Origin of the sequence: Nocardia bhagyanarayanae (genome assembly GCF_006716565.1) — a bacterium.
Classification (GTDB): domain Bacteria; phylum Actinomycetota; class Actinomycetes; order Mycobacteriales; family Mycobacteriaceae; genus Nocardia; species Nocardia bhagyanarayanae.
The window spans coordinates 2,007,913-2,031,928 of the sequence record NZ_VFPG01000001.1 but is presented as its reverse complement, the minus strand read 5'-3'; the positions used below and the strand labels follow the sequence as shown (position 1 = coordinate 2,031,928).

Annotated in this window: 25 protein-coding genes; 14 read left to right on the top strand and 11 right to left on the bottom strand. The window is 68.3% G+C overall.

Going from position 1 to position 24,016, the window contains the following annotated elements; all coding sequences use genetic code 11:
* Positions 1 to 43 precede the first annotated feature (43 nt).
* Genes urtB through urtE form a run of 4 tightly spaced genes read left to right on the top strand, consistent with a single transcriptional unit; the run spans position 44 to position 3,630 of the window.
* Positions 44 to 928, top strand: coding sequence for an urea ABC transporter permease subunit UrtB (gene urtB / locus FB390_RS08525; protein WP_141808472.1), 885 nt, complete (start codon positions 44 to 46; stop codon positions 926 to 928).
* Positions 925 to 2,097 (top strand): urea ABC transporter permease subunit UrtC, encoded by a 1,173-nt coding sequence (gene urtC / locus FB390_RS08520; protein WP_246123921.1) that lies wholly within the window; start codon positions 925 to 927, stop codon positions 2,095 to 2,097. The genes urtB and urtC overlap by 4 nt, the downstream gene beginning before the upstream one ends.
* Positions 2,094 to 2,945, top strand: coding sequence for an urea ABC transporter ATP-binding protein UrtD (gene urtD / locus FB390_RS08515; RefSeq protein ID WP_141808471.1), 852 nt, complete (start codon positions 2,094 to 2,096; stop codon positions 2,943 to 2,945). The genes urtC and urtD overlap by 4 nt, the downstream gene beginning before the upstream one ends.
* On the top strand, positions 2,938 to 3,630 hold the full coding sequence (gene urtE, locus FB390_RS08510; RefSeq protein ID WP_141808470.1) for an urea ABC transporter ATP-binding subunit UrtE: 693 nt from the start codon (positions 2,938 to 2,940) through the stop codon (positions 3,628 to 3,630). The genes urtD and urtE overlap by 8 nt, the downstream gene beginning before the upstream one ends.
* 6 nt (positions 3,631 to 3,636) lie before the next feature.
* Here urtE and FB390_RS08505 read toward each other — a convergent pair whose 3' ends face one another.
* Complete coding sequence (locus FB390_RS08505; RefSeq protein WP_141808469.1) at positions 3,637 to 4,515, bottom strand: nuclease-related domain-containing protein; 879 nt, start codon at positions 4,513 to 4,515, stop codon at positions 3,637 to 3,639.
* 221 nt (positions 4,516 to 4,736) lie between these two features.
* On the opposite strand from FB390_RS08505, the gene FB390_RS08500 reads away from it, so the two are divergent.
* Entirely contained in the window at positions 4,737 to 5,282 is a 546-nt protein-coding gene (locus tag FB390_RS08500) for a carboxymuconolactone decarboxylase family protein (RefSeq protein WP_141808468.1), read from the top strand.
* Positions 5,283 to 5,842: 560 nt separating this feature from the next.
* Complete coding sequence (locus FB390_RS08495) at positions 5,843 to 6,220, top strand: VOC family protein (RefSeq protein ID WP_141808467.1); 378 nt, start codon at positions 5,843 to 5,845, stop codon at positions 6,218 to 6,220.
* Between the two features lie 188 nt (positions 6,221 to 6,408).
* Here FB390_RS08495 and FB390_RS08490 read toward each other — a convergent pair whose 3' ends face one another.
* The gene (locus FB390_RS08490; RefSeq protein WP_141808466.1) at positions 6,409 to 7,263 is read right to left on the bottom strand and encodes an SDR family oxidoreductase; all 855 of its coding nucleotides are present in this window, start codon (positions 7,261 to 7,263) and stop codon (positions 6,409 to 6,411) included.
* 93 nt (positions 7,264 to 7,356) lie between these two features.
* On the opposite strand from FB390_RS08490, the gene FB390_RS08485 reads away from it, so the two are divergent.
* The 3 genes from FB390_RS08485 to FB390_RS08475 are packed head-to-tail and all read left to right on the top strand — an operon-like array spanning position 7,357 to position 8,915.
* Positions 7,357 to 7,755: a winged helix-turn-helix transcriptional regulator gene (locus tag FB390_RS08485; protein WP_141808465.1), complete on the top strand. Its 399-nt coding sequence runs from the start codon at positions 7,357 to 7,359 to the stop codon at positions 7,753 to 7,755.
* A gap of 47 nt (positions 7,756 to 7,802) precedes the next feature.
* Positions 7,803 to 8,219, top strand: a complete 417-nt coding sequence (locus FB390_RS08480) for a PPOX class F420-dependent oxidoreductase (RefSeq protein WP_067791214.1) — start codon at positions 7,803 to 7,805, stop codon at positions 8,217 to 8,219.
* A gap of 54 nt (positions 8,220 to 8,273) precedes the next feature.
* Positions 8,274 to 8,915 carry a GrpB family protein gene (locus FB390_RS08475; protein WP_141808464.1) on the top strand — a complete coding sequence of 214 codons (642 nt, stop codon included), beginning with the start codon at positions 8,274 to 8,276 and terminating at the stop codon, positions 8,913 to 8,915.
* On the opposite strand, the gene FB390_RS08470 is transcribed toward FB390_RS08475, so the two are convergent.
* Positions 8,862 to 9,548: a polysaccharide deacetylase family protein gene (locus tag FB390_RS08470; protein WP_246123920.1), complete on the bottom strand. Its 687-nt coding sequence runs from the start codon at positions 9,546 to 9,548 to the stop codon at positions 8,862 to 8,864. The two genes, FB390_RS08475 and FB390_RS08470, sit on opposite strands and share 54 nt — an antisense overlap.
* A gap of 79 nt (positions 9,549 to 9,627) precedes the next feature.
* Positions 9,628 to 11,028 (bottom strand): dihydrolipoyl dehydrogenase, encoded by a 1,401-nt coding sequence (gene lpdA / locus FB390_RS08465; protein WP_141808462.1) that lies wholly within the window; start codon positions 11,026 to 11,028, stop codon positions 9,628 to 9,630.
* Between the two features lie 213 nt (positions 11,029 to 11,241).
* Here lpdA and FB390_RS08460 point away from each other — a divergent pair, with 213 nt between their 5' ends.
* Both FB390_RS08460 and FB390_RS08455 read left to right on the top strand, forming a co-directional pair.
* The gene (locus FB390_RS08460) at positions 11,242 to 12,288 is read left to right on the top strand and encodes an AraC family transcriptional regulator ligand-binding domain-containing protein (protein ID WP_141808461.1); all 1,047 of its coding nucleotides are present in this window, start codon (positions 11,242 to 11,244) and stop codon (positions 12,286 to 12,288) included.
* Positions 12,289 to 12,736: 448 nt separating this feature from the next.
* A complete protein-coding gene (locus FB390_RS08455; protein WP_141808460.1) occupies positions 12,737 to 13,771 on the top strand; it encodes an NADP-dependent oxidoreductase in 1,035 nt (344 codons plus the stop codon).
* Between the two features lies 1 nt (position 13,772).
* Here FB390_RS08455 and FB390_RS08450 read toward each other — a convergent pair whose 3' ends face one another.
* Entirely contained in the window at positions 13,773 to 14,747 is a 975-nt protein-coding gene (locus FB390_RS08450) for a dipeptidase (RefSeq protein WP_141808459.1), read from the bottom strand.
* A gap of 157 nt (positions 14,748 to 14,904) precedes the next feature.
* Between FB390_RS08450 and FB390_RS08445 the strand changes: the two genes are divergently transcribed.
* Both FB390_RS08445 and FB390_RS08440 read left to right on the top strand, forming a co-directional pair.
* Complete coding sequence (locus tag FB390_RS08445) at positions 14,905 to 15,450, top strand: AMIN-like domain-containing (lipo)protein (protein WP_141808458.1); 546 nt, start codon at positions 14,905 to 14,907, stop codon at positions 15,448 to 15,450.
* Positions 15,451 to 15,492: 42 nt separating this feature from the next.
* Positions 15,493 to 17,550: a prolyl oligopeptidase family serine peptidase gene (locus FB390_RS08440; RefSeq protein WP_141808457.1), complete on the top strand. Its 2,058-nt coding sequence runs from the start codon at positions 15,493 to 15,495 to the stop codon at positions 17,548 to 17,550.
* Here FB390_RS08440 and FB390_RS08435 read toward each other — a convergent pair.
* Positions 17,531 to 18,910, bottom strand: coding sequence for a WS/DGAT/MGAT family O-acyltransferase (locus tag FB390_RS08435; protein WP_141808456.1), 1,380 nt, complete (start codon positions 18,908 to 18,910; stop codon positions 17,531 to 17,533). The genes FB390_RS08440 and FB390_RS08435 overlap by 20 nt on opposite strands.
* Before the next feature lie 269 nt (positions 18,911 to 19,179).
* Between FB390_RS08435 and FB390_RS08430 the strand changes: the two genes are divergently transcribed.
* Entirely contained in the window at positions 19,180 to 19,809 is a 630-nt protein-coding gene (locus tag FB390_RS08430; RefSeq protein WP_141808455.1) for a TetR/AcrR family transcriptional regulator C-terminal domain-containing protein, read from the top strand.
* Positions 19,810 to 19,814: 5 nt separating this feature from the next.
* On the opposite strand, the gene FB390_RS08425 is transcribed toward FB390_RS08430, so the two are convergent.
* The 5 genes from FB390_RS08425 to FB390_RS08405 form a co-directional block, all read right to left on the bottom strand.
* On the bottom strand, positions 19,815 to 20,675 hold the full coding sequence (locus FB390_RS08425) for an alpha/beta hydrolase family protein (protein WP_141808454.1): 861 nt from the start codon (positions 20,673 to 20,675) through the stop codon (positions 19,815 to 19,817).
* A gap of 61 nt (positions 20,676 to 20,736) precedes the next feature.
* Complete coding sequence (locus FB390_RS08420) at positions 20,737 to 21,342, bottom strand: TetR/AcrR family transcriptional regulator (protein WP_067791193.1); 606 nt, start codon at positions 21,340 to 21,342, stop codon at positions 20,737 to 20,739.
* 279 nt (positions 21,343 to 21,621) lie between these two features.
* Complete coding sequence (locus tag FB390_RS08415; protein ID WP_141808453.1) at positions 21,622 to 22,416, bottom strand: HAD-IIA family hydrolase; 795 nt, start codon at positions 22,414 to 22,416, stop codon at positions 21,622 to 21,624.
* A gap of 31 nt (positions 22,417 to 22,447) precedes the next feature.
* Positions 22,448 to 23,320 carry a DMT family transporter gene (locus FB390_RS08410; RefSeq protein WP_141808452.1) on the bottom strand — a complete coding sequence of 291 codons (873 nt, stop codon included), beginning with the start codon at positions 23,318 to 23,320 and terminating at the stop codon, positions 22,448 to 22,450.
* 160 nt (positions 23,321 to 23,480) lie between these two features.
* On the bottom strand, positions 23,481 to 23,945 hold the full coding sequence (locus FB390_RS08405; protein ID WP_246123919.1) for a MarR family winged helix-turn-helix transcriptional regulator: 465 nt from the start codon (positions 23,943 to 23,945) through the stop codon (positions 23,481 to 23,483).
* Positions 23,946 to 24,016: the final 71 nt, after the last annotated feature.

The window sequence follows — 24,016 nt, the reverse complement described above, 5'->3', positions numbered from 1 at the left end:
TCGCCGACCGTCCCGTATCGGCCTGCTCTCGAGGTGATCACTGATGGACGTGTTGATCGGCCAGCTCTTCACGGGGTTGAGCCTGGGATCGATTCTTTTGCTCGCCGCCCTCGGCCTCTCGCTCACCTTCGGCCAGATGGGCGTGATCAACATGGCGCACGGCGAATTCATCATGGCCGGCTGCTACACCACCTACGTCGTGCAAAAGGTGATCTCCTCGGCGGGCGTATCGCTGCTGGTGTCGCTGGTGATCGGGTTCCTAGTGGGCGGCGCGCTGGGCGCGGCGCTGGAGATGGGCCTGATCCGCTGGATGTACGACCGACCGCTGGACACCCTGCTCGTCACCTTCGGCGTCGGCCTGGTGTTGCAGCAGTTCGCCCGTGACATCTTCGGCGCACCCGCGAAGAACGTGCTCGCGCCGGAGTGGCTCAGCGGCGGCGTCACCATCTTGGGCGCGGTCGTGCCCAAGACGCGCATTTTCATCCTGGTGCTCGCGGTACTCGCGGTGACCGTGTTGGCGGTCGTGCTGAAGGCGACGCCGCTCGGCAGGCGCATCCGCGCGGTCGTGCAGAACCGCGGGCTGGCCGAAACCAGCGGTGTCTCCAGCCGTTTCACCGATATCAGCACCTTCTTCATCGGCTCCGGCCTCGCGGGCGTGGCGGGCGTCGCGCTGACGCTGATCGGTTCGACGAGTCCGACCATCGGCCAGAGCTATCTGATCGACGCGTTCCTCGTCGTCGTGATCGGCGGCCTCGGCCAGATCAAGGGCACGGTGATCGCGGCCTTCGCGCTCGGGCTGCTCAATTCCTACATCGAATACGAGACCACCGCGTCCATCGCGAAAGTCGTCGTCTTCGTGCTGATCGTGATCTTCCTCCAGGTCCGTCCGCAGGGCCTGTTCACCGTCCGGACAAGGAGTTTGGCATGACCACGCTGATCGGACGCGTGCGTGAGCACTCCTCGCTGACCGCGCTCGGCGGTTTCGCCGTCGCCGCGATCCTGCTGTTCGCGGTGGCCCCCGCGGTGCTCAGCGACTTCCGGCTGAACCTGCTCGCGAAGTTCCTGTGCTTCGCCATCGTGGCGGCGGGCATCGGCCTTGCGTGGGGGCGCGGCGGCATGCTGACTCTCGGCCAAGGCGTGTTCTTCGGCATCGGCGCGTACCTGATGGCGATGCACCTGCAAATGGCCGACGCCGCCCGGCTCGGCAACGACGTTCCGGAGTTCATGGAGATCGCGGGCATTCGCGAATTGCCGGGATTCTGGCAGCCTTTCGGGTCGGCGCCGGTGGCGCTGCTCGCGATCCTCGTGCTGCCCGCGCTGGTCGCGGCACTGCTCGGCTACGGCGTGTTCAAGCGCCGGGTCAAGGGCGCCTACTTCGCGATCCTGAGCCAGGCGCTGGCCGCGGCGCTGGCCATTCTGCTCACCGGTCAGCAGGCGCTCGGCGGGTTCACCGGACTCTCGGACTTCCGCGCCTTCTTCGGCTTCAAGCTCTCCGACCCGGTCAACCGGCAGATGCTGTTCTTCATCGCGGCGGGGACGCTGCTCGTGGTCGTCGCGCTGGTGCGCCAGCTGATGCACAGCCGCTACGGCGAACTGCTCGTCGCGGTGCGCGACCAGGAGGAGCGGGTGCGCTTCCTCGGGTACGACCCGGCCAACATCAAGATCGTCGCGTACGTCGTCGCCGCCTTCTTCGCGGGCATCGCCGGCGCGCTGTTCACGCCGATCGTCGGCATCATCTCCCCCGCCGACATCGGCGTGGTGCCCTCCATCGCGTTCCTGATCGGCGTCGCCATCGGCGGTCGCACCACGCTGCTCGGTCCGGTGCTCGGCGCGATCGGCGTCGCGTGGGCGCAGACCGCCTTCTCCGAACAGTTCCCCTCCGGCTGGACCTACTTGCAGGGTGTGCTGTTCATCGTGGTCGTCGGCTTCATCCCGGCGGGGCTCGCGGGTGTGTGGCCGATGCTGAAGGGGCTGGTGGAGAGCAGGTTTCGACGCGGCGGCTCGAGCGTTCCGGTCGTGGTGCGCGAGAACGCGCCGCCCGAGGACGCCGTACCCGCCGGACAGCAGGTCGCCGAGGAGAAGGTGGAATCCCGATGACAACCGAACCCAAGCTCGGCGGCAACGCGGGCATGGACAGCGAGTACCTCGAAATCCGCGGCCTCTCGGTGAGTTTCGACGGCTTCAAAGCGGTGACCGACGTGGATCTGACAGTCCTGCAAGGTGATCTGCGCTTCCTGATCGGCCCCAACGGCGCGGGCAAGACCACGCTCATCGATGCGATCACCGGCCTGGTCCCGGCGACGGGTTCCGCGCAGAAGTCCGGGACCGAACTGCTCGGCAAGAAGGTGCACCAGATCGCCCGCCTCGGCGTCGGGCGCACCTTCCAGACGGCCAGCGTGTTCGAGCAGCTGAGCGTCTTGCAGAACCTGGATATCGCGGCGGGCGCGGGCCGTTCGCCGCTGTCGCTGCTGCGCAGGCGCAAGTCGGTGCTGCCGAGTATCGAAGAGGCGCTGGAGACAACCGGTCTCACGGCGCTGCGCGACAAACCGGCGGGCGTGCTCGCCCACGGCCAGAAGCAGTGGCTGGAGATCGGCATGCTGCTGGTGCAGAACGCCGCGGTGCTGTTGCTCGACGAACCGGTCGCTGGCATGAGCGCCGAGGAGCGCGAGGAGACGGGAAACCTGTTGCGCCGCATCGGCGCCGAGCGCGTCGTCGTGGTGGTCGAGCACGACATGGAGTTCATGCGCTCGTTCGCCACCTCGGTGACCGTCCTCGCGGGCGGCCGGGTGCTCAGCGAGGGAACGGTCGAGCAGGTGCAGGCCGATCCGAAGGTGCAGGAGGTCTACCTCGGCACCGCGGCGGCCATCGGCACCGAACTCGAAGACGAAACCACCGCGCACAGCGCCGAAGCACGAGCGAAGAACAAGGAGTCCGCCGATGCTTGAACTGGTCGACGTCCACTCCGGCTACGGCCGGACCGAGGTGATTCACGGTGTGTCGCTGACCGTTCCGGACGACAGCGTGGTCGCGATCATGGGGCACAACGGCGCGGGCAAGACGACACTGCTGCGCACCGCTGTCGGGTTGGTCGCCACCAAATCCGGGCGAATCACCTTCGACGGCGAAGTGATCACCAAGCTCTCGCCCTCGCGCCGGGTCAAGCGCGGCATCGCGTACGTGCCGCAGGGCCAGCAGAGTTTTCCACAGCTCACCACCGCGGAGAACCTGCAAGTGGTGGCCGACGGACGCAAGCGGGGCAAGGCGCTGATCGACGAGTCGCTGGATCTGTTCCCGGCGCTGCGAGAGTTGCTGAGCCGCAAAGCCGGTCTGCTCTCCGGCGGCCAGCGCCAGCAGCTGGCGATCGCGCGAGCGCTGATCACCGAGCCCAAGCTGCTCATCCTGGACGAGCCGACCGAGGGCATTCAGCCGTCGGTGGTGGCCGAGATCGAGCGCACCATCATCGAATTGACGGGTCGCGGCGGGTTGAGCGTGCTGCTCGTCGAGCAGCACATCGGTTTCGCGCTCCAGGCGGCGCAGCGGTATCACGTGCTGCAATCCGGCCGGGTCACCTCGACCGGCGCGGGCGGGGCCGGCGCGGAGACCGAAGTCCGTTCGGCGATGGCGATCTGAGCAGGTTCAGCAGTCGGTCTGGAACGGATAGCAGTCACGGGGCCTGGACGGCGACGGGGTCGGGTCCACCGTGGTGGAGGTGATCTCCCGGCCGGGATTCGGGTCGTCGCGCGCCACCGCCGTGGCGACGACGCCGAACACCACCAGCATGCCGATCAGGGCCACCGCGACGACGGCCCAGGTCGCGGCGTGCTGACCGCGCGTCGGCGGAGGCGGCGGGGGTGGAGTGCGCGGCGGCGGTGGCGCGGCGGGGACGGGCAGGTGCGAGTGCGGCGCGAGTTCGTCGAAACCGTCGGCGATCAGTTCGGCCCGCGACGGCGCCGTCACGCCGAGCGCCGTGGCCGCCGAGATCACCCGGTCGGCGCTCCAACTACGCGGGCCCGCCGCGAAACCCTCGATGTAGATGCGTAATTCGGTGGAGTCGGGCACGTTGGCGACCACGACGTCGATGCCGGAGCGCAGGTTCGTCCGCGCGGGGCGGACCACAACGCCGCGCAACGGCACAAGCGCGACCACGCCGCACACGTGGCCCGGATCGAGCAGCGCCCGTTCGAGTTTGCTCTTGACCGCGTACACGCTCTGTTCCAGGCGTTCGGCCGGATTCGCGTTGCTCTCGTCGTCGAGATCGGCGGGTGTGTCGCTGATGGTCCACGGCTCGTCGGCCGACACGTGCAGAATGCCGCTCTGCCGCCGCCGGAAACCCCTGACCTCGGCCACCGTGATGCCGCGCGGAGTGATCAGCACCGCGTCGATCTGGCGGGTCCCGTTGTCCCCTACGTGCGCATCGATCGCGGCGAGACCGGTCGTCGGAAAGGACCGCAGGCAGTCCACGAATTCCTGCTCGGCTCCGGAGAGCTGCGCTCCGGGCCTGATCTTCACCAGCATGTGCCTCGACCCCTGCTCGAGCTGTTCGGTCCTCGCGGCGCGGCCCGCCCACAGCCCCGGCGATCCGCACCGGTACTGATGATGCCGGTCCGCACCCGTGAAAACCACTGGAAAGCCGAAAGCGCGGGTAGGCTCGGCTCTCGGTCCGGCGCGAGCGACCGGGCCCCAACCACGATGGCGCGGCGCACGGGGAGGCGCTCACCGCGCGGAAGGCGGGAAGCATGGTTTCGATGTCGCAACCACGTATCGCACCGGGACGTCTCAAGGAACTCGGTCCAGTCAATTGGGCTGTGTGGCAGGTGCTCTCGCGCGCCGCGGGCACACCCGACGCACACCTGTTCAGTACGCTCGGCCGCACGAAAGGACTGTTCCGCGGCTGGCTGCACTACTCCGGCCGGCTGATGCCGGGCGGGCGGCTGCCGAGGTACGAGTCCGAACTCGTCATCCTTCGCGTCGCCCACCTGCGCAGCTGCGAGTACGAGATGGACCATCACATCCGGCTCGGCCGCCGCGTGGGCGTCACGCCGGAGATTTTGGAACGGCTGCGCACCGGACCGGCCGATCCAGCGTGGAACGCCAAGCACCGCGCGCTGCTCGAAGCGGTCGACCAACTCGTCACGACCCGCGATATCGATGACCCGACCTGGACCCGGCTGACCGAGCACTACGACGAGCGCGGGCTCATCGAGATCGTGCTGCTGGTCAATCAGTACGAGGGGTTGGCGTCGACCATCACGGCGCTGCGGATTCAGCGCGACGGGATCTGAGCGCGCGGGGTCCTCCAGCGTACGGACATTCAGCGCGACGAGAACTGAGCGCCCCAGGCCGCCCAGCCCACGGACGTCCAGCGCGACGTGATCCGAGCGCACCGGGCCACCCAGCGCACGGACGTCCAGCGCGACGAGAACTCAGCGCCCCAGGCCGCCCAGCCCACGGCGGTCCGCCGCGACAGGATCCGAGCGGACGGCACACGGCCATCCAGGGCGACCAAGATCCGAACGCGCGGGCCATCCAGCGCCCGTGCTGCAGAGCGACGAGATCCGAGCGCGGGCCGCGTGTCGTAACCGGCTCACCTCCCGCCTTCGGGGGCGCGGGGTTCGGCTGCCCACGCGGCGCCCGCGTCGGACCCGTCGGTCGCGTTCGCCAGCGCGGGCAGATCGAGGGCTCACACGATCCGGCGCCCTGGTCGTCGGCGCACGGCGGCGCCAACTCATGCGCTGCGGGGCTCGTGCACAGCGCAGGTGTGATCCAGCTCATAGTGCAGAGTCACGGGAATTTCTCTACAAAGTACAGCGTACTAAGTAGAGAGTTTTCCCGAGGAGGACGTATGAACATCACCGCTTCCGCTATTTCGCTCAATGTCGCCGATCCGCAGGCCTCGGCGAAGTTCGTCGTCGATCACCTCGGTTTCACCGAGAAGATGTCCGCCGACGGGTTCGTCTCGCTGGAGCGGCCCGACGCCGGAATGAATCTGATCTACCTGCGTACCGGGCTGAAGTCCTTCAAACCGGCGAGTGCGGCGGGCAGCGCGGGCGACGGGTTGCTCGTGGTGTTCGTGGTCGACGACATCGACGCGGAGTACGCGCGCCTTCAGGGCGAGGGTGTGCCGATCGTGACGCCCATCGAGACCGAGGAGTGGGGCGAGCGGTACTTCCAGATGTCCGACCCGAACGGGATCATCCTCCAGCTCGTGCAGTGGGTCTGACCCCGTTCGGGTAATTCCTCGCACACGCCGCACAGAGCCGACAACTCTGTGCGGCGTGTGATGGGCTCGGCCGCGCTGGTCATCACGATGAGGGAACACGACCCGCACGCGAGGCAGGCTTTCGGCCACCGGCCTCGATCGAGCGGAGGCCTGCGCAATCCTCGGCCCATCTGGGGGCGGAGCGGTTCTCAGCTCGTGCGAAGTGCGGCGCGGAAGACCTCGACAGCCGGGGTCGCTGGGCGGTCAAGGAGCTTTTGCAGGTCGCCGGAGTCGACGTCGAGAATGCCCGCGGCGATGCCGGTGTCCGCGTCGGCCAGCGCCTTGGCGTACTGGGCGGGCAGTCCGGCCTGCTCGAGCACAGCCGCGTAGTCCGCCTCGGTCAGGTTCTCGTACCGCACCGGCTTACCCGCGGCCTCCGAGATAGCCTGCGCCAGTCCGTCATACGTGAGCCGCTCGTCGCCGCCGAGTTCGTAGACGCGCCCCGCGTGGCCGTCGGTGGTGAGCACGTGCGCGGCGGCCGCGGCGTAATCGGCGCGGGACGCACCCGCCACCCGCCCCGCACCCGCCGCGCCGTGCAGCACGCCGGACTCCACCGCGTGCGCGAGTCCACCCAGGTAGTTCTCCCAGTACCAGCTGTTGCGCAGCAGCACGTGGGGCACGGCCGACTCGGTCAGCACCGCCTCGGTGCCGCGATGTTCCTGCGCGAGGATCAGCGGGTTCTCGTTGGCGCGGGGAATGCTGGTGTACGCGAGCAACTGGACGCCCGCGCGTTCGGCCGCGCGAACGACGTTGGTGTGCTGCGCGATTCGCTGACCGAACTCGTTGCCGGAGATCAGCAGCAGCCGGTCGACGCCCGCGAGCGCGCGGTCCAGCGCGACTGCGTCGCCGTATTCGGCCTCGCGTACGTCGACGCCGCGGTCGGCCAGGTCGGCCACCTTGCCCGGATCACGCACGATCGCGACGGGCGAAACGCCCGCGCGCAACAGTTCCTCGACGACGAGCCTGCCCAGCTGTCCGCTTGCTCCCGCGACGGCGACGGTCATGATTCCTCCAGATGACGGTTGTGCATGTACTAACTATTAGTAAGCACTATGCATTCCAACGCCACTGCGGTCAAGGCGCGTACCATCGACGCCATGGACACCCAGCGCACACAGTCGGCCGAGGCCGACGACCCGACGCTGGAAGCCGATGTCTTCGCGCGAAATTGCACGTCGCGGCCGGTTTTACAGACTGTGGCGAGCCGGTGGGGCATCCTCGCCCTGGTAGCGCTGCGGGAGGGGCCGTACCGCTTCAGCGCGTTGCGCAGGCGAGTGGACGGTGTGAGCGAACGCATGCTGTCGCAGACCCTGCAGGCGCTGGAACGCGACGGCATGGTGCATCGCGAGGTGCTGGAGACCATCCCGCCGCGCGTCGAATACACCCTGACCGAACTCGGCGCCGAGGTGGCCGCCCAGCTCGAGGGGCTCATTCAGCTGGTGGAGAAGAACATGCCGCGAGTACGCGAGGCCCAGGCCGCCTACCACCGCGACTGATCGCGTCGGCCGGGAACGACCGCGCCCGCCGAACGGTTGCAGGTGACATGGAACTCTCCGAAGCCGTCGATTTCGCCCGTTCCGCTCGCCGTTCCGTGCTGACCACCATCCGCCGCAACGGCAGGCCCCAGCTGTCCAACGTGCTGCACGTCGTCGGCGACGACGACATCATCCGCATCTCCATCACCGCCGACCGCGCGAAGTACCACAATCTGCGCCGTGACCCCTGGGCCGCGCTGCATGTCACCCGCGACGATTTCTTCGCCTACGCCGTCCTCGAAGGCACCGTCGAACTCACCCCCGTAGCCGCCGACCCCGACGACCCCACCGTCGACGAACTCGTCGCCTACTACCGCGCCGCCTCCGGCGAACACCCCGACTGGTCCGACTACCGCCGCTCCATGGTCGAAGACCACCGCGTCATCGCCCGCTTCACCCCCGACCGCGCCTACGGCATGCTCTGAACCCGAGACCGCCGCGACTCCGCGCCTGGCCTCGTTCCCTCGATAGGGTGATGTATGGCCAGGTTGGACTCGGACGACGAACTCGCGGCAGCGACAGTCGGCGTGTTGAAGCCGTACGCCGTCGAGATCGTCATCGAGGACTACAACCCCGAATGGCCCGCCTGGTACGCCGAGGACGAAGCCGCGATACGCGCGGCGCTCGGTCCGCTCGCGTTGCGGATCGAGCACACCGGCTCGACCTCTGTGCCCGGGCTCTCGGCCAAACCGCTGATCGACATCCTGCTGGTCGTCCCAGACGCCGCCGATGAGGCCGCGTACGTTCCGGCTCTCGAAGCCGCCGGCTACACATTGCGGATCCGGCAACCGGACTGGTACCAGCATCGCTGTCTCGTCCGGCGAGTGGAGGACGGCGCGCGGTGGAGCGTGAACCTGCACGTCCTCGACCCGGAGTCGGGCGCACCCGAGATCGAACGCATCCTGGCCTTTCGCGACCGGCTCCGCACGCACGACGACGACAGGAAGTACTACGAGCAAGTCAAACGGGAACTGGCCCAGCGTGACTGGAAGTTCGTCCAGCACTACGCGAATGCCAAGAGCGACGTCGTCGAGGAGATCCTCGGCCGAGCGCTTCCCGGTCGTACGTCAGCGGGTGAGGAGTTGGGAGACGGGGAGGAAGGTGTAGCCGTCGGCGCGTAGTCGGGCGGCTATGCGGGGGATGGCGGCGAGGGAGTCCGGGTTGCTCATGACGTGCAGCAGGATGATGGAGCCGGGACGGACCTTGGCGAGGGTTTCGCCGACGATCTCGTCGGTGGTGGCGATCTTGCCGGAGTCCGGTTCGACGTCCCACATGACGGTGGTGCGGTCGTGTTCGGCGAGGTATCCGGGCAGCGCGAAGAGTTTCTTGCCGTAGGGCGGGCGGAAGGTGATGGGTCCGCGGTAGCCGGTCTTCGCGATCTCGGCGTCGGTGTCCTCGATCTCGGCGCGCACGGTCTCGTCGGAGACGAACACCATGCGGCGGTGGTTGTAGGTGTGGTTGCCGATCTCATGGCCCGCGGCGGCGATCGCCCTACCGGCCTCTGGCCGGGCCGCGAGATCACGTCCATTCAGGTAGAACGTGGCCGGAATACCCGCGTCGGCAAGGACTTTCAGGACTTCGGGCGCGTTGTCGGAGGGTCCGTCGTCGAGCGTCAGCGCGACCACTTTGTCCGCGGTGTCGACCCGGTCGACCAGCCGCCCCGCCACCTGATAGGTGCGCGAGTTCATCAGGAAATAGGTGCCTGCACCGAGCAGCACCACGAGGACCAGGGCGAGTGCGGTCCCGACCAGCATTCGGCGAAGCATCTTCGCTGTATACCAAAAACAATGGCGCCCGGCCCTTTCGGACCGAGCGCCACCGTTTTCGCATGGCTCAGAAGTTGATCATGTGGCCCGCGAGACCGTGGATGGCCTCCTGCAGCGCCTCGCTGAGCGTCGGGTGGGTGTGCACGTTGCGCGCGAGCTCGTTGACCGTCAGGTCCCACTTCTGGGCCAGGGTCAGCTCGGGCAGCAGCTCCGAGACGTCGGGTCCGATCAGGTGGCCGCCGATCAGCTCGCCGTACTTGTTGTCGGAGATCAGCTTCACGAAACCGGTCGCGTCGCCGAGGCCGTGCGCCTTGCCGTTGGCGGTGAACGGGAAGGTCGCGACCTTCACGTCGTAGCCCTCGGCGCGCGCCTGCTCCTCGGTGAGACCGAAGCTGGCCACCTGCGGCTGACAGAAGGTCGCGCGCGGCATCATGCGGTAGTCACCGAGGGTGACGGTCTCCGCGCCGCCGATGGTCTCGGCCGCGACCACGCCCTGCGCCTCCGCGACGTGCGCGAGCTGCAGCTTCCCGGTGACGTCACCGATGGCGTAGATGTGCGGCACGTTGGTGCGCATGTAGTCGTCGATGGCGATGGCGCCGCGTTCGAGCTGCACGCCGGTGTTCTCCAGGCCGTAGCCCTCCACCCGCGGCGCGAAGCCGACGGCCTGCAGCACCTTGTCGACGGTGACGGTCTCCACCGAGCCGGACTTGTTGTCCTTGATCGAGACGGTGACCTTGGACCCGTCGTCGTCGATGGACTGCACGGCCGCACCGGTGGTGATGGTGATGCCGAGCTTCTTGTACGCCTTGGTGATCTCCTTGGAGACGTCGGCGTCCTCGTTGGGCAGCGCGCGGTCCAGGAACTCCACGATGCGCACGTCGACGCCGTAGTTCTTCAGGACGTAGCCGAACTCCATGCCGATCGCGCCCGCGCCGACGATGAGGATCGAACCGGGCAGATCCCGGGTCATGATCTGCTCTTCGTAGGTGACCACGTTGGCGCTGAGCTGGGTGCCGGGCAGCAGCTTGGTGACGGTGCCCGTCGCGATGATCACGTTGTCGAACGTGACGGTCTCGGTGCCGCCCTTGGACAGCTCGACCGAGAGCGTGTTCGCGTCGACGAAAGTGCCCTTGCCGTCGAACTCGTCGATCTTGTTCTTCTTCATGAGGAAGTGGACGCCCTTGACCCGGCCGTCCGCCACCTTGCGGCTGCGGTCGAACGCCGCGCCGAAGTCGAAGCTCGCCTCACCGGTGATGCCGAAGGTTTTGGCCTCCTTGGTGAAAATGTGCGCGAGTTCGGCATTGCGCAGCAACGCCTTCGACGGGATGCAGCCCACGTTCAGGCACACACCGCCCCAGTATTTCTGCTCGACGATCGCTGTTCGCAGGCCGAGTTGAGCGGCGCGGATCGCGGCGACATAACCGCCGGGACCAGCGCCGAGAACGACGACATCGTAGTGGGAAGTCACGCCACCGAGCCTAACTCCGTTGCCGGGAGTTCACCCACCGTGGTCCCGGTTCGGTGAGATGCCGGGCACAGGGGGACGGACGAACCCCGCGCGAGCTGCAACCCGCGCACCGCGGCCATCACCGCCCAGCCCGCACTCGCAGCCGGACGCAGTCCGTCCAGAGCGCGCTGACGGCCGGAGCGGGTGCGGAGATACGCCTACCCTGGGGTCGTGGTGAACGGCGGATCGAGCGGTGCGGACGAGGTCCGGCCGCCCGATCCGATCGACGGCACCACCTCGACGCATCTCGTCCGCTTGGTCCGTGATGTCGTTCGGCTATCGGACGTCGATCCGGCGCGGCTGGCCCGCATTCCCGCGATCGATGATGCCGCGCTGGCCGGTGAACTCAACCGGATTCCGCTGCGCTCGCTCGTCGACCTGTGGGAATTGCTCGCGCGGGCGAGGCCGGAGCCCGGAGCCGGTCTGGCCGTGGCGCGGGCCGCGCCGCTCGGGACACTGACCACCTGGGACTACCTCGTCACCACCGGTCCGACGCTGGCCGACGCGCTGCGGGCGGCCCAGCCCTATCACCGGGTGGTGACCGCCGCCGCCGAAGGCTTCGAGCTGGACCACCCCGGCGAACTCACCGTCGGCTACCGCACCACCGCGGGCGATCCCGACGTCGCCGCGGTGGTCAACGAGTACGTGCTGGCCTACTACCTGCGGCGCGCCCGCGAGGCGATCGGCCGCCCCGTCGTCCCTGCCCGGCTCACCTTCAGCCGCGCCGCCCCGGCCACCCACGACGTGTTGACCACCGCCTTCGGCACCGACCGCATCGAATTCGACGCGCCCGCCGACACCATCACCTTCACCGCCGCCGACGCCGCCGCACCGCTCCCCCGCGCCGACCCGATGCTCGCCGACCTGCTGCGCAGCCACGCCGACCTGGTGCTCGCCACCGCCAAGCCGGTCCCCGGCCCACTCGAAGCCTTCCGCACCGCCCTGGACGCCATCCTCGACCAGGGCGAACCTTCCCTCGCCGCGGTCGCCCACCGCCTGGCCGTGAGCCCGCGCACCTTGCAACGTCGACTCGCCGAGCACGACACCGGATGGCGGCACGAGGTCGACCTGGCCCGCTACGAACGCGCGAAAAGGCTTCTCGACCATGGACTCACCACCGCGACCGTCGCCGACCGCCTCGGCTTCGCCGACGACCGCGCGTTGCGCAAGGCGTTCCAGCGCTGGACCGGCAGCTCACCTTCGGCCCGTCGGCACGCCTGAGGCGGCCGACCTGCCCCGGCGACGCGACAACCCACACTGGATCGCGGCCGCGTGCGCGGCCGCTCCGCCTACGCGCACTACCCCGCCACGCGTCCTCGCCCCGCCTACGCGCACGAGCCCGCGGCGCACTTTCATGAACGCCGAGGCGGGGCGAGGTGCGCCCATACCGCCCGCACGTTCCACCGAGCTCTCAGCCGTGCGAAGCCCGTGGCGGCGAGCCCGGCACGAAATGGTAGGCGGTGCAGCAGCGCGACCCGGCTCTCGCAGGTTTCGCCATGCGGCACATCGTCGGGCAGGTGGCGCCTCAGGCCGACAGGCGCGCCCGCTTCGTGGCGCGTTCGGACCGGTTGGTGGCGGCAGCGGACCTGGGAAGTCGTCCGGGGCGCTCATAACGTCATCGGTACCGGATGGAACGGTCCGGATCGTTCTCGGAGGAAGTGCGAAACAGATGACCACACAGGCGATTTCGAACACCACACTGCCGATCACGACCAGGGAGATCCACTTGGCGGCCCGGCCCGAGGGTGCGCCGACCCACGCGAACTTCGCGCTGGTGACGCGGCCGATCCCCGAACTCGCCGAAGGGCAGATCCTGGTGCGCAATACCTGGATGTCGGTCGACCCGTACATGCGCGGCCGGATGGACGATCGCCCGTCCTACATCGCACCGTTCGAGGTCGGCGCGGCGCTGGAGGGCTCGGCGGTCGGCGAGGTGATCGCCTCGCGATCGGAGCGGATTACCGTGGGCGCCACGGTGACCCACTTCGCGGGGTGGCGAGAACACTCGATCCTCGATGACGAACTCGCGACACCGATCGATACGTCCGCGGCCGAGCCGCAGCACTTCCTCGGAGCGCTCGGGACCACCGGGCTCACCGCGTACGCGGCACTCACCGACGTGTCGCCGGTCCGCCCCGGCGACACCGTCTTCATCTCGGCGGCGGCAGGCGCGGTGGGTAGCGTCGCGGGCCAGCTCGCCAAGGCGCTGGGGGCGGGCCGGGTCGTCGGCTCGGCGGGCGGCCCGGCGAAAACCGCTCTGCTGCTGGAGGAGTTCGGTTTCGACGCCGCGATCGACTACCGCGCGGGTGACCTGGCGGGGCAGCTCGCCGAGGCCGCGCCGGAGGGCATCGACGTCTACCTGGACAGCGTCGGCGGCGAGCACCTGCGCGCCGCGGTGGCGGCCATGCGGCCGAAGGGCCGGGTCGCGCTGGTCGGCGCGATCAGCGGATACAACGGCGCGACCGGCGAGCAAGGGCCCGACTTGTATCTCGCTGCGACCAAAGAGATTTCACTGCGGGGGATGCTGGTGAGCAGCTACTTCCCGATCTTCGGCGAGTACATCGCCAAGGCCGCCGCCTGGCTGGCCGACGGCACCCTGCGCACCAGGCAGACCGTCTACGAAGGGCTGGAGCAGGCGCCGGCCGCATTCCTCGGCGTGCTGTCGGGCGCCAATACCGGCAAGATGCTCGTGCGTCTCGGGTGAGTCAGTTCCGCCAGACCTGCTCGGCGACCCTGCGGAAGTTCTCACCGAACACCGCCGCGCGCTCGCCCTCGGTGAACCCGCGTGCGGCGAGCTCGGCGTCCAGTCCGGGACCCACGCCGACGCCGAGCAGGTCCTCCGGCGGGACCCATTGCAGCGGACCCCATTTGGTGTACGCCTCGGAAAACGCGCCCGGGTTGGCGAACAACTCGGCATTGAAATCCGCGCCGTCGAAGGAGTAGTCCGAGCCGATGCCGATGTGCTCCACGCCGACGAGTTCCACACCGTATCGGATGTGATCGGCCATAGCCGCTACACGCCGGGCGCGCTCGTCGGGCTCGTTGTGTCCCAGGAAGATTCCGACGCCGTTGACACCGATGACGCCGCCGGTCTCGGCGCACGCCCTCGCCTGCTCGTCGGTGATGTTGCGCGGGTGATCCCACAGCGCGGCGAAATTGGCATGGCTGTAGATCATCGGCACGGCGGTGAGTTCGGCGAGGTCCAGCCCCGTGCGCCGCGAGCAGTGCGCGCCGTCGACGAACACGCCGACCTCGTTGAGCTTGCGCACCAAATCCCTGCCGTAACCGGTAAGTCCGGTGTCCTCGGAGTCGAGGCAGCCGCAGCCCGCCGCGTTGGCGTGGTTGTAGGTCGGCAGCAGCGAGCGCACGCCGAGTTCGTGGAACACCTCGACGTTGTCCAGATCGCCGCCGAGCGGTCCCGAGTCCTCCAGATCGAAGGCGAGCGAGATCCGTTCCGGATCACCGAGATCATCCAGACCGCGGACCAATCGAAACCTTCCGTCCGCCAACGCGTCCCGGCGAAACTGCCGCACCAGCGTGAGCGAATCGGCGGTGTGCTGCCTGGAGTAGCCGACATTCACCGACAGGTAGGAGCCCAGCGGATACCTGGCCAACTCCGCGATGTCGGCGGTGGGCAGCAGCGGCAGACAGCAGTGCTGCTCCCACAGGAAGGCGGCCAAATTCGGACTCCTGTCGTTCGGTACGGAAAATTCCGATCTTAATGAGCGGGGCAGCGACGAATTCGAGACGGATCCGCGACACAACGGGGGCTAACGAATTGTCGGATTCGACCGATTTCCCGTGTGCTTCATCCCAACTGCCCCAAGGCGGTGCGACGTGCGTCGCTTCCTCGTTCTGATTTCCGCGCTGGTCGCCGGAATCGCAGTCTTGATCATTCCCGACTCCGCCCACGCGACCCCCTCCTATTGCGGCTTGGTCTGGGGTTCGCTCGAGAAGACCGAGCCGAACCATTCGACCGCGGCCGTCACGAATGTGCGCTCCGGTCGCCACCAGTGTTTCGACCGGCTCGTCATCGATGTCGCCGGTCCGGTCACCGGATACCGCGCGACCTACGTCGGCTCGGTGAGCATGGACGCCTCCGGTGCGCCCGTCCCGCTGCGCGGCGACGCGTTCCTGAGCGTGACGGTGCACGCTCCGGCCTACGACAACGCGGGCAATCTCACCTACCACCCGGCCGACCGCGGCGAACTGACGCGAGTCGCCGGCTATCGAACCTTCCGGCAGGTCGCCTGGGCGGGCTCGTTCGAAGGCCAGACCACCTTGGGCGTCGGCGTGCGCGCGCGGCTGCCGTTTCGGGTGTTCACGCTGGACGGCCCCGGCGCCGGATCGCGAGTCGTACTCGACGTCGCACACTTCTGGTAACCGCGCACGCAGGGAGGACGCCGCTCAGCAACAATAGTTGACATGAGCGGCGTCGAGCAGAACGTGAACGATCCATACCTGTGGTTGGAAGAGGTGACCGGCGAACGGCCACTGGAGTGGGCGCGCGCCCACAACGAGGTCGTCGGTGAGCGCTTCGCCTCGACCGAGCGGTTCACCGAGCTGGAACGCCGCATCCTCGACATGCTCGACACCGACACCAAGATCGCCTACCCGGGTCGGCGCGGGCGCTGGCTGTACAACTTCTGGCGCGACGCCGAGCACCCGCGCGGCCTCTGGCGGCGCACCACGTTCGCCGAGTACGCCAAGGAATCGCCGGACTGGGACGTGCTGATCGATCTGGACGCGCTGGCCGCCGCAGAGGGTGAGAACTGGGTGTGGGGCGGGGCCGCGGTGCTGCGGCCGGAACAGTCGCGCGCGCTCGTCAGCCTGTCCCGGGGCGGCGCCGACGCCAAGGTCGTTCGCGAATTCGACATCGAGCGAAAAGAATTCATCGAACAGACGGACGGAGGCTACTTTCTGCCCGAGGCGAAATCGGAGATCCGCTGGATCGACGTCGACTCGGTGTACGTCGGCACCGATTTCGGGCCGGGTTCGCTGACCGAATCCGGATACCCGCGCATCGCCAAGCGCTGGCGGCGCGGAACCGACCTCGCCGACGCCGAAACGGTTTTCGAGGGCGCGGAGGAGGACGTCGCGGTCTCGGCGGGCTACGACCGCACCCCCGGCTACGAACGCCATTTCGTCGGCCGCGCCACCGACTTCTTCAACGAAGAGGTCTACCTCATCGAGGCCGACGGCACACTGCGCCACATCGACGTGCCGACCGATGCCAGCGAATCCTGGTACAAGGACTGGCTTCTGGTCCGTTTGAAGTCGCCGTGGGAAGTGGGCGGCGTGACCTACCCGGCGGGTGCGCTGCTTGCCACCGATTTCGAGAGCTTCCTCTCCGGCGCAAGGGAATTCGAGGCGCTGTTCACCCCCGACGCGCACACGTCGCTGCACGGCTACGGCTGGACCGAGAACCACCTGCTGCTCATCACCCTCCAGGACGTGCAGACCAAGTTGCACGTACTGACTCCCGGCCCCGGCGGGTGGACCGTCGAGCCGCTGGCCGACACGCCCCCGATGGCGACGACCAGCGTCATGAACCTGGACCCGCTGGAAGGCGGTGACGAGTTCATGCTCACCACAAGCGGTTTCACCACCCCCGCCACACTGCTCGCCAGCGCGGTCGGCGGCAGCACCGAGCAGCTCAAGCAGGAGCCCGCGTTCTTCGACGCCGACGGCGTCGAGACCGAGCAGTTCTTCGCCCGCTCCGACGACGGAACGATGGTGCCGTACTTCGTGATCCGACACCGCGACCGCAAAGACGAGCCGGGCCCCACGGTCATGTCGGGCTACGGCGGTTTCGAGGTGTCCCGCACGCCCGCCTACAGCGGCGCGTCCGGGATGGGCTGGCTGGAGCGCGGCGGCACCTGGGTGATGACCAACATCCGCGGCGGCGGCGAGTACGGCCCGGAGTGGCACACCTCGGTGCAGAAGGCCAACCGCCACAAGGTGTACGAGGATTTCGCCGCCATCGCGAGGGATCTCGTCGATCGCGGCATCACCACCCCGCGGCAGCTCGGCGCGGTGGGCGGCAGCAACGGCGGTCTGCTGATGGGCGTGATGCTGACGCGGTACCCGGAGCTGTTCGGCGCCATCGTCTGCCAGGTCCCGCTGCTCGACATGAAGCGCTACCACCTGCTGCTGGCCGGCGCCTCGTGGATGGCGGAGTACGGCGACCCGGACAAGCCGGAGGAGTGGGAGTACATCGGCAAGTACTCGCCGTACCAGAACGTGCGCGCCGACGCCGACTACCCGCCCATCCTGCTCACCACCTCCACCCGCGACGACCGCGTCCATCCCGGGCACGCGCGCAAGATGGCCGCGCTGCTGGAGGAGCAGGGCCACACGCTCTGGTACCACGAGAACATCGAGGGCGGGCACGGCGGCGCCGCGGACAACAAGCAGATGGCGTTCCAGGCCGCGCTGATCTACGAGTTCTTCACCCAAATGCTCATGGAGAAGAGCGAATAGGACTCACGCCGGTGGCGTGCTCCAGCTCGGCGAGCCCCGCCTCCAGGTGCCGGAGGATCCGCTGGAGGTGGGGCACGCTGCGGCGGCAGCCGACCACGCCGAAATCGAGGTTGCCCGCGTTGGACGTCACGGTGATGTTGAGCGCCTGGCCGTCCAGCACGATCGACATCGGATAGTTGCCGTCCAGCCGCGCGCCGTTCCAGTACATCGGTTCGCGCGGGCCGGGCACGTTCGAGATCACGATGTTGAACGGCGGGCGCGTCATCGAGACGAAGCCCGGGACGGTCGACAGACCGAGCGGCGCGATCATCAGCGCCGACACCGCGAGTGCCTGCGTCTTGGGCAGCTGCGCGAACAACCGCTTGCCCTCGCTCATCGACTCGCTGATCGTCCGCAGGCGGTCGGCGGGGTCGGGCAGATGGGTGCCGAGGTTGCACAGGATCGTGCCGACGCTGTTGCCGCTCTCCTCGCCCGCGCCGTCGTGCCGTAGCGACACCGGGACCATCGCGATGAGCGACCGATCCGGTAGCGCGTCGTGCTCGAGCAGATAGCAGCGCAGCGCCGCCGAGCACATCGCGAGGACCACGTCGTTGACGGTGACGTCGGCCGCCGCCTTCACCGCCCTGATCCGCGCCAGCGGCCAGGATTGCGCCGCGCAGCGGCGCGCTCCCCCGATCCGCACGTTGAACATCGAGTCCGGCGCGTCGAACGGGAGGGCGAGCCGGTGTTCGGTGAGCGCCTGCTTGGCCAGCGCAAGGGTCGACGGCGCGATGCCGCCGATTCCGCGCAGCGCGCCCACCGCGCGCCCGGCCAGCGACGGACCACCGCGGCGTCTGCCCGCACCGGAGGAAGTCCACGGCACCTGGACGTCGGTCGCGTCGGGGTCGGTGCTCAGCGTGCGCTGGAGCAACAGTTGCGCCGAGACGCCGTCGATCAGCGCGTGGTGGACCTTGGTGTAGACCGCGAGGCGACCGTCGTCGAGGCCCTCGATCAAACGCTGCTCCCACAGCGGGCGGTGCCGGTCGAGCAGACTGCTGTGCAGCCGGGAGGTGAGATCGAGCAGTTCCCGCACCCGGCCCGGCGAGGGCAACGCGGAGCGGCGCAGGTGATAGTCCAGATCGACCTCGTCGTCATAGGACCAGGTGAGGCTCGAGATGCCGCCGAGCAGGGTGCCCGGACGTTTGCGGAACAGGCGCTTGCGCACCGGCATCGCGAGCATTTGTTCGTGGATGATCCTGGCGAAGTCGGGACCCGCGCCGTCCGGTGGCTGGAACAGCTGGAGCGAGCCGACGTGCATCGGGTGTTCCCGCGACTCGTTCACCAGGAAGATCGCGTCGGGTGGAGATATCAACTCGACCATGTGCCCGTCCCTTGCCGAACCCGAGTCGAAGAAATGTACCGCTTCGTGCGCCGCCCTCGGCCGGATTCGGCGCTTGCGATGCGCCACCGTTGCGTTCCCCGGGGCCACCGCGCGGCAAACGTCTACGCCGTAGATGCCATCTATATCGTAGACAGGAGGGGCGGCGTCTACCATGACCGCATGCCCGCCACGTCCTTCCCGGCGCGCCGCATGCTGCGGTACCCGGCGTGCCGTGTTGTCAGGCGCCTCGACGATCCGCCGTTCGCCGGATGACACCGCGCAAGCGGACACCGCCCACCCGCACCGCGCTGAACCGCGACTACATCGCGGCCGTCGCGCTGATGGTCATCGATGAGACCGGGCTCGACGGCTTCTCCATGCGCAAGCTCGGAGCCGCGCTTGGCGCCGATCCGATGGCGGCGTACCGGCATTACACCGATCAGCAGGATCTGTTCGACGGGATCGCGGCGGCCATGTTCGCCGAGCTGGAGATGGAAAGCCTCCCGTGGCAGGAGGATTGGCGTGACCTGCTGCGCGCGTACGCCCGCAGGCTGCGCTCGACGCTGCGCAGGCATCCGAACGCGGTGCCGGTCTTCGCCACCCGGCCGGTGCTCAGCCCCGCCGCGACCGAGATCGGCAACTGGATGATCGAACGGTTGCAGGGCACGGGTTTCGAGCCCGGCCACGCGCGTCAGCTGACCCGCTGTCTACGCGACTACGTGATCGGTCACATCCTGAGCCAGGCCGTCGCGGCGGTGCGCGACGGCGATGCCACACGGCGCGCTCCCAAGTCCGGCGCCCGCGAAGGCATCACGCTCGCCGAGGGCGGTGACTACTTCGAGATCGGCGTCGAGGCGATCCTGGACGGCTTCGCGGACCGGTCGACACGGAGCCGCTGAGACGATCAGCGGTCGCGCAGCCACTTCTCGATGCGGTCGACGGTCGAATTCGGATCCGGGATCCAGCCGTTGTGCCCCAACCGTTCCGGCTGATGCCAGGTGGTCAGCTCGGCGGCGGGCATCTTGCCGTTCAGATGTTCGGCCGAACCGCGCGGGGTGAGCTCGTCGCCCGCGATGGTGATCGACAGGACCGGCAGCTTCAGCCGGGCGATGCGCTCCTCGTAGTCGATATCGGCGCCGACCGGAACGAACCGGCCGGTGCGCGCCAGCCGAGCCCAGTCGGAGATGAGCACCTTCGACTGGGGTCCGAAGCCGCCGACGGTGATCCGGTCGCCGGGCCAGAAACCGGCGAGGCTCGCGGTCAGCGAGGCCGCGGCGGTGCCGAACAGCATTCCGGGACTGAACAATCCGCGATAGCCGCGGTAGTACGGCGTGCCGGAAGCGACGAGGATCAGCCCGCCGAGCCTGCCGCGCACCCGCGCCGCGTACATGACGGCGAGCTGACCGCCCATGCTGTGTCCGAGCAGGTAGGGCGTGCTCGCCGGGAACCGGTCGCGCACCACCTGCAAGATGGCGGGGAAGTCCACCGACACCAGTTCGTGGTAGCCGTAGGTGCTGGTCGGGCTCGGTCGAGGGCGGCTGTCGCCGTTGCCGCGCAATTCGCCGATGGCGGCATCGAATCCGCGCGCGGCGAGCTGCTGGGCGACCAGTTCGTAGTACGCGCCCGGCACGCCGAGCCCGGGCACGATCACCACGACGGGGCGCGGCGCGTCGGGCGTCACCGGATGCCGGTGCTGACCCTCGGCCGGAATCAACCGCACCGGAATGGTGCTGCCGTCCGGCACCTGGATCGGAACTGTCTGCATGCTGCGCACGCTACCGCGCGGCGTCGTACACCGCCGCGCGGGCAGCCGACCACCCGGTCCGCTACGCGCCGACCGCGCCCATGATCACCCGGCTCAGCACGCGGATCACGTCGTCCAGCGGCGGTCGCGGATCCGAGCCGCTCCACGAATCCACCACGTAGTTGACCGCGCCGATGATCGCCAGCACCCGCATTTCGTAGTCACCCGGCGGGATTTCGCCGTGCATGGCCGCGTCCTCCGCGGCGCTCGCCAGTAGCGAGCCCCACACGCGACGCAGCTCCAGGCGGAATTTCTCCACCTTCGGCCCGGCGCCGACCACCTCGACGAGCGCGACGCGCGCCTTGCGCGGATCGGCGCCGATGGACTCGACGTAGGCGCGCACCGCGGCGTCGATGATCTCCAGCGCGGACGCGTCGGTCTTCTTGTCGAGCGCGGCGGTCACCGCTTCGCGCGACTCCTTGTCGATTTGCTCGTAGAGCTCTAGTAGGAGTGACTCGCGCCCGGTGAACTCCTCGTAGAACTGTCGCGAGGAGAGCCCGGCGTCTTTACAGATGGCGCCCACCGAACTATTGGCGTATCCGTCGCGCGCAAAGACCGTCAGGCCTGATTCCAGAAAACGCGCACGCCGCTGGCGTTGCCGGTCCTCTACGGGTTGCCCGGCATACATTCGTCCCGTATTCGCATCCTGTGACATTGGGGCAGACAATACCGAAGGGCCCGATCCCCTCGTCATGGATCGGGCCCTTCGTCTCAACCTTCGACCGACCGCGCGTTAGCCGAAAGTTGGCAGCCTAGTAGCTAGATCAACCAATCCTCCGATCCGACCATCGCAACTCCGTTGTCACTGGCTGTTTGCCGCCACGGACGATACCGAGCAATCCGCCGCGCCGGAAGGCTTTTGGAGGAATTTCGTAGAACTTTTTTCGAACGGACCGGTCCCGACCCTTCATCCGGCGACGCCGCTGGTCGACAGCAGTTCCGGCAGCGCGGCCACGGAGTCGATCACGTGGTCCGGCGCGCGGTCGGAGGCGGCGAGCACACCGGGCCGGAACTTTCCGGTCCGCACGAGCACGCCCGTCATGCCGACGGCTTGCGCGGCCAGCACATCGGAATGCAGGTCGTCGCCGACCATCACGATGTCGGCGGGCTCCAGATCCATGAGCTGCGCGCAGGTGCGGAAGCCCGTCGGGGCGGGCTTGCCGATCACCTCGATCTCCGCGTTGCCCGCCGCCGAGAGACCAGGTAGATACGCGCCCGCGTCGATACGCAGGCCGTCGTCGGTGGCCCACGTGAGGCCGCCCTGCATAGCGACGACCGGCACGCCGTCCAGCATCAGCTCGACCACCCTGCTGAGCGCGCGGTGCGTGAATTCCGTTCCCGCACCGCCGATCACGACCACGTCGGGATCATCCTCGACGAGTTCGAGCCCGGCCAGGTCCGCTTCGATGTCGCCGTGATTCAACACCCAGACGCGAGCATCCGGATAGCGGCGGCGCAGGAATTCGGCGGTCAGTCTGGCCGCCGTGACGATTTCCGCCATATCGATCTCGAATCCGGCCGACTTCAACCGATCGCCTATCTCGGCGCACGTTCTCGACGTGGTGTTGGTGAGAAATGCTCGGCGCAAACCTTTTTCACGCAATTCACGCACGGCTTCACGCGCTCCCTCGAGCGCGCGCCAGGAGGTAACCAGCACGCCGTCGATGTCGTAGAGCACGCCTTCGATCTCGCCGCGCGACATGAATGCAGCCTACGGGAGCCCAGAACCGGAGTCAGTGGATCGAGGCGGGGGTCGCGGTGGATTCGGTGGCGGCCGAGCGGGCCAGGGCGAGGGTGGCGGCGGTCATCGCGGCCAGGGCGAGAGTCAGCAGGATGACGTGGGGGCCGTCGACGTCGAAGTACTCGTCCAGCAGCAGGATGCCGAGTGCCCCGGCGACGACGGGTTCGGTCACCGTCGCGGCGGGCAGTGAAGCTTGCAGTGCCCCCGCCTGGTAGGAGTCCTGTTGGAGGACCACCGCGGCGGCGCCCACCACGACGAGGGCGTAGGTCTCCGCGGACCCGAACACCGCGGCGGCCCCCTCGCCGATCAATGTGACCAGGCCTTTCGTCAGCACCGCCGCGATGCCGAACAGTGCGCCCGCCGCGACGCCGAGCAGCAGCGCCCGCCGCCTGCCCGGCTGTCGCGCGCCGAGCAGGCAAGCCGCGAAGAGGGGGACGCCGATCGCGGCGGTCAACGCCCAATGCCAAGACGCCACATGCTGTTTCCCCTGCCGCGGATCGCCGACGACCAGAAGCACCACGATGGCGACGCTGAGCACCAGAGCCCACAACCATTCCGAATGCCGAATCGCACGCCCGGAGAGAGTCGCCGCCAGCGGCAAGGCGAACAGCAGCGAACTCACCAGGAGCGACTGCACCAGAAGCACCGATCCGCGACCGAGCGCCATCGCCTGGAAGACGTAACCGCCCGCGCCGACCGCCGTGCCGAACCACCACAGCGGCCGATGAACCAGGCTGCCGATCGCGCCGAGACGCCCGAGATCCACATCCGGCACCCGCGCCGCCGCCCAGTGCCGCATGACGGCGCTGAACGCGATGCACAGCGCGGCGACCAGCGCCAATCCGATCGCATGCAGGTGCGCCATCACCGCAGACTACCGACGTCGCCCGGGTCGGCGCGGACGTTCGCGACTAGCTGCTCGATCTTGGTGGACCGCCCCAGTTCTCTTCCGACAATGTCGGCCCTTGCTTGCTGGGCGGCCACACCCTCAGGAGCAGGTAACGGAACCCGCAGTCCAGGCGGGCCTATTTGTTCGCCGTGGGCGCGTCCTCGGGGCGGGCCGCGTCGAAGGCGTCGGCGCAGCGGGTCAGCAGGTCGATGAGGGCGTCGCGTTCGGCGGCGGTGAACGCGGCGGCCACCGAACGCTCGACCCGGATCGCGCGCGCGTCGGCGTCCTTCATCACCGACTCGCCACGCTCGGTGAGACGCGTCTCGAGGACGTTTTTGTGCCAGGCGTGCGGGGTCCGCTCGATGAGGCCGCGCTCCTGCAGGTTGCCGAGCACGGTGTTCATGGTCGGCGGGGTGACGCCGCACAGTCGCGCCAAGGCCGCCGCCGAGATGCCCGGGTTCTCGGAGAGGAACAGCAGCGCGGAGTACTGCGCGACGGTGACCCCCGCGGGCTTCAGTGCGGCGTTCTTCGCCGTCGCCAGGGCCTGCTCCGCGCGCTTGACGTAGGAGCCGATGCGTTCGGCGGCGGGCATAGGGGTCATGCCTGGCATGGTATCCGCTCGTCACCTAGTTCGAGCCTTGACGACCATTAGAACTCTAATCTATGTTCGTA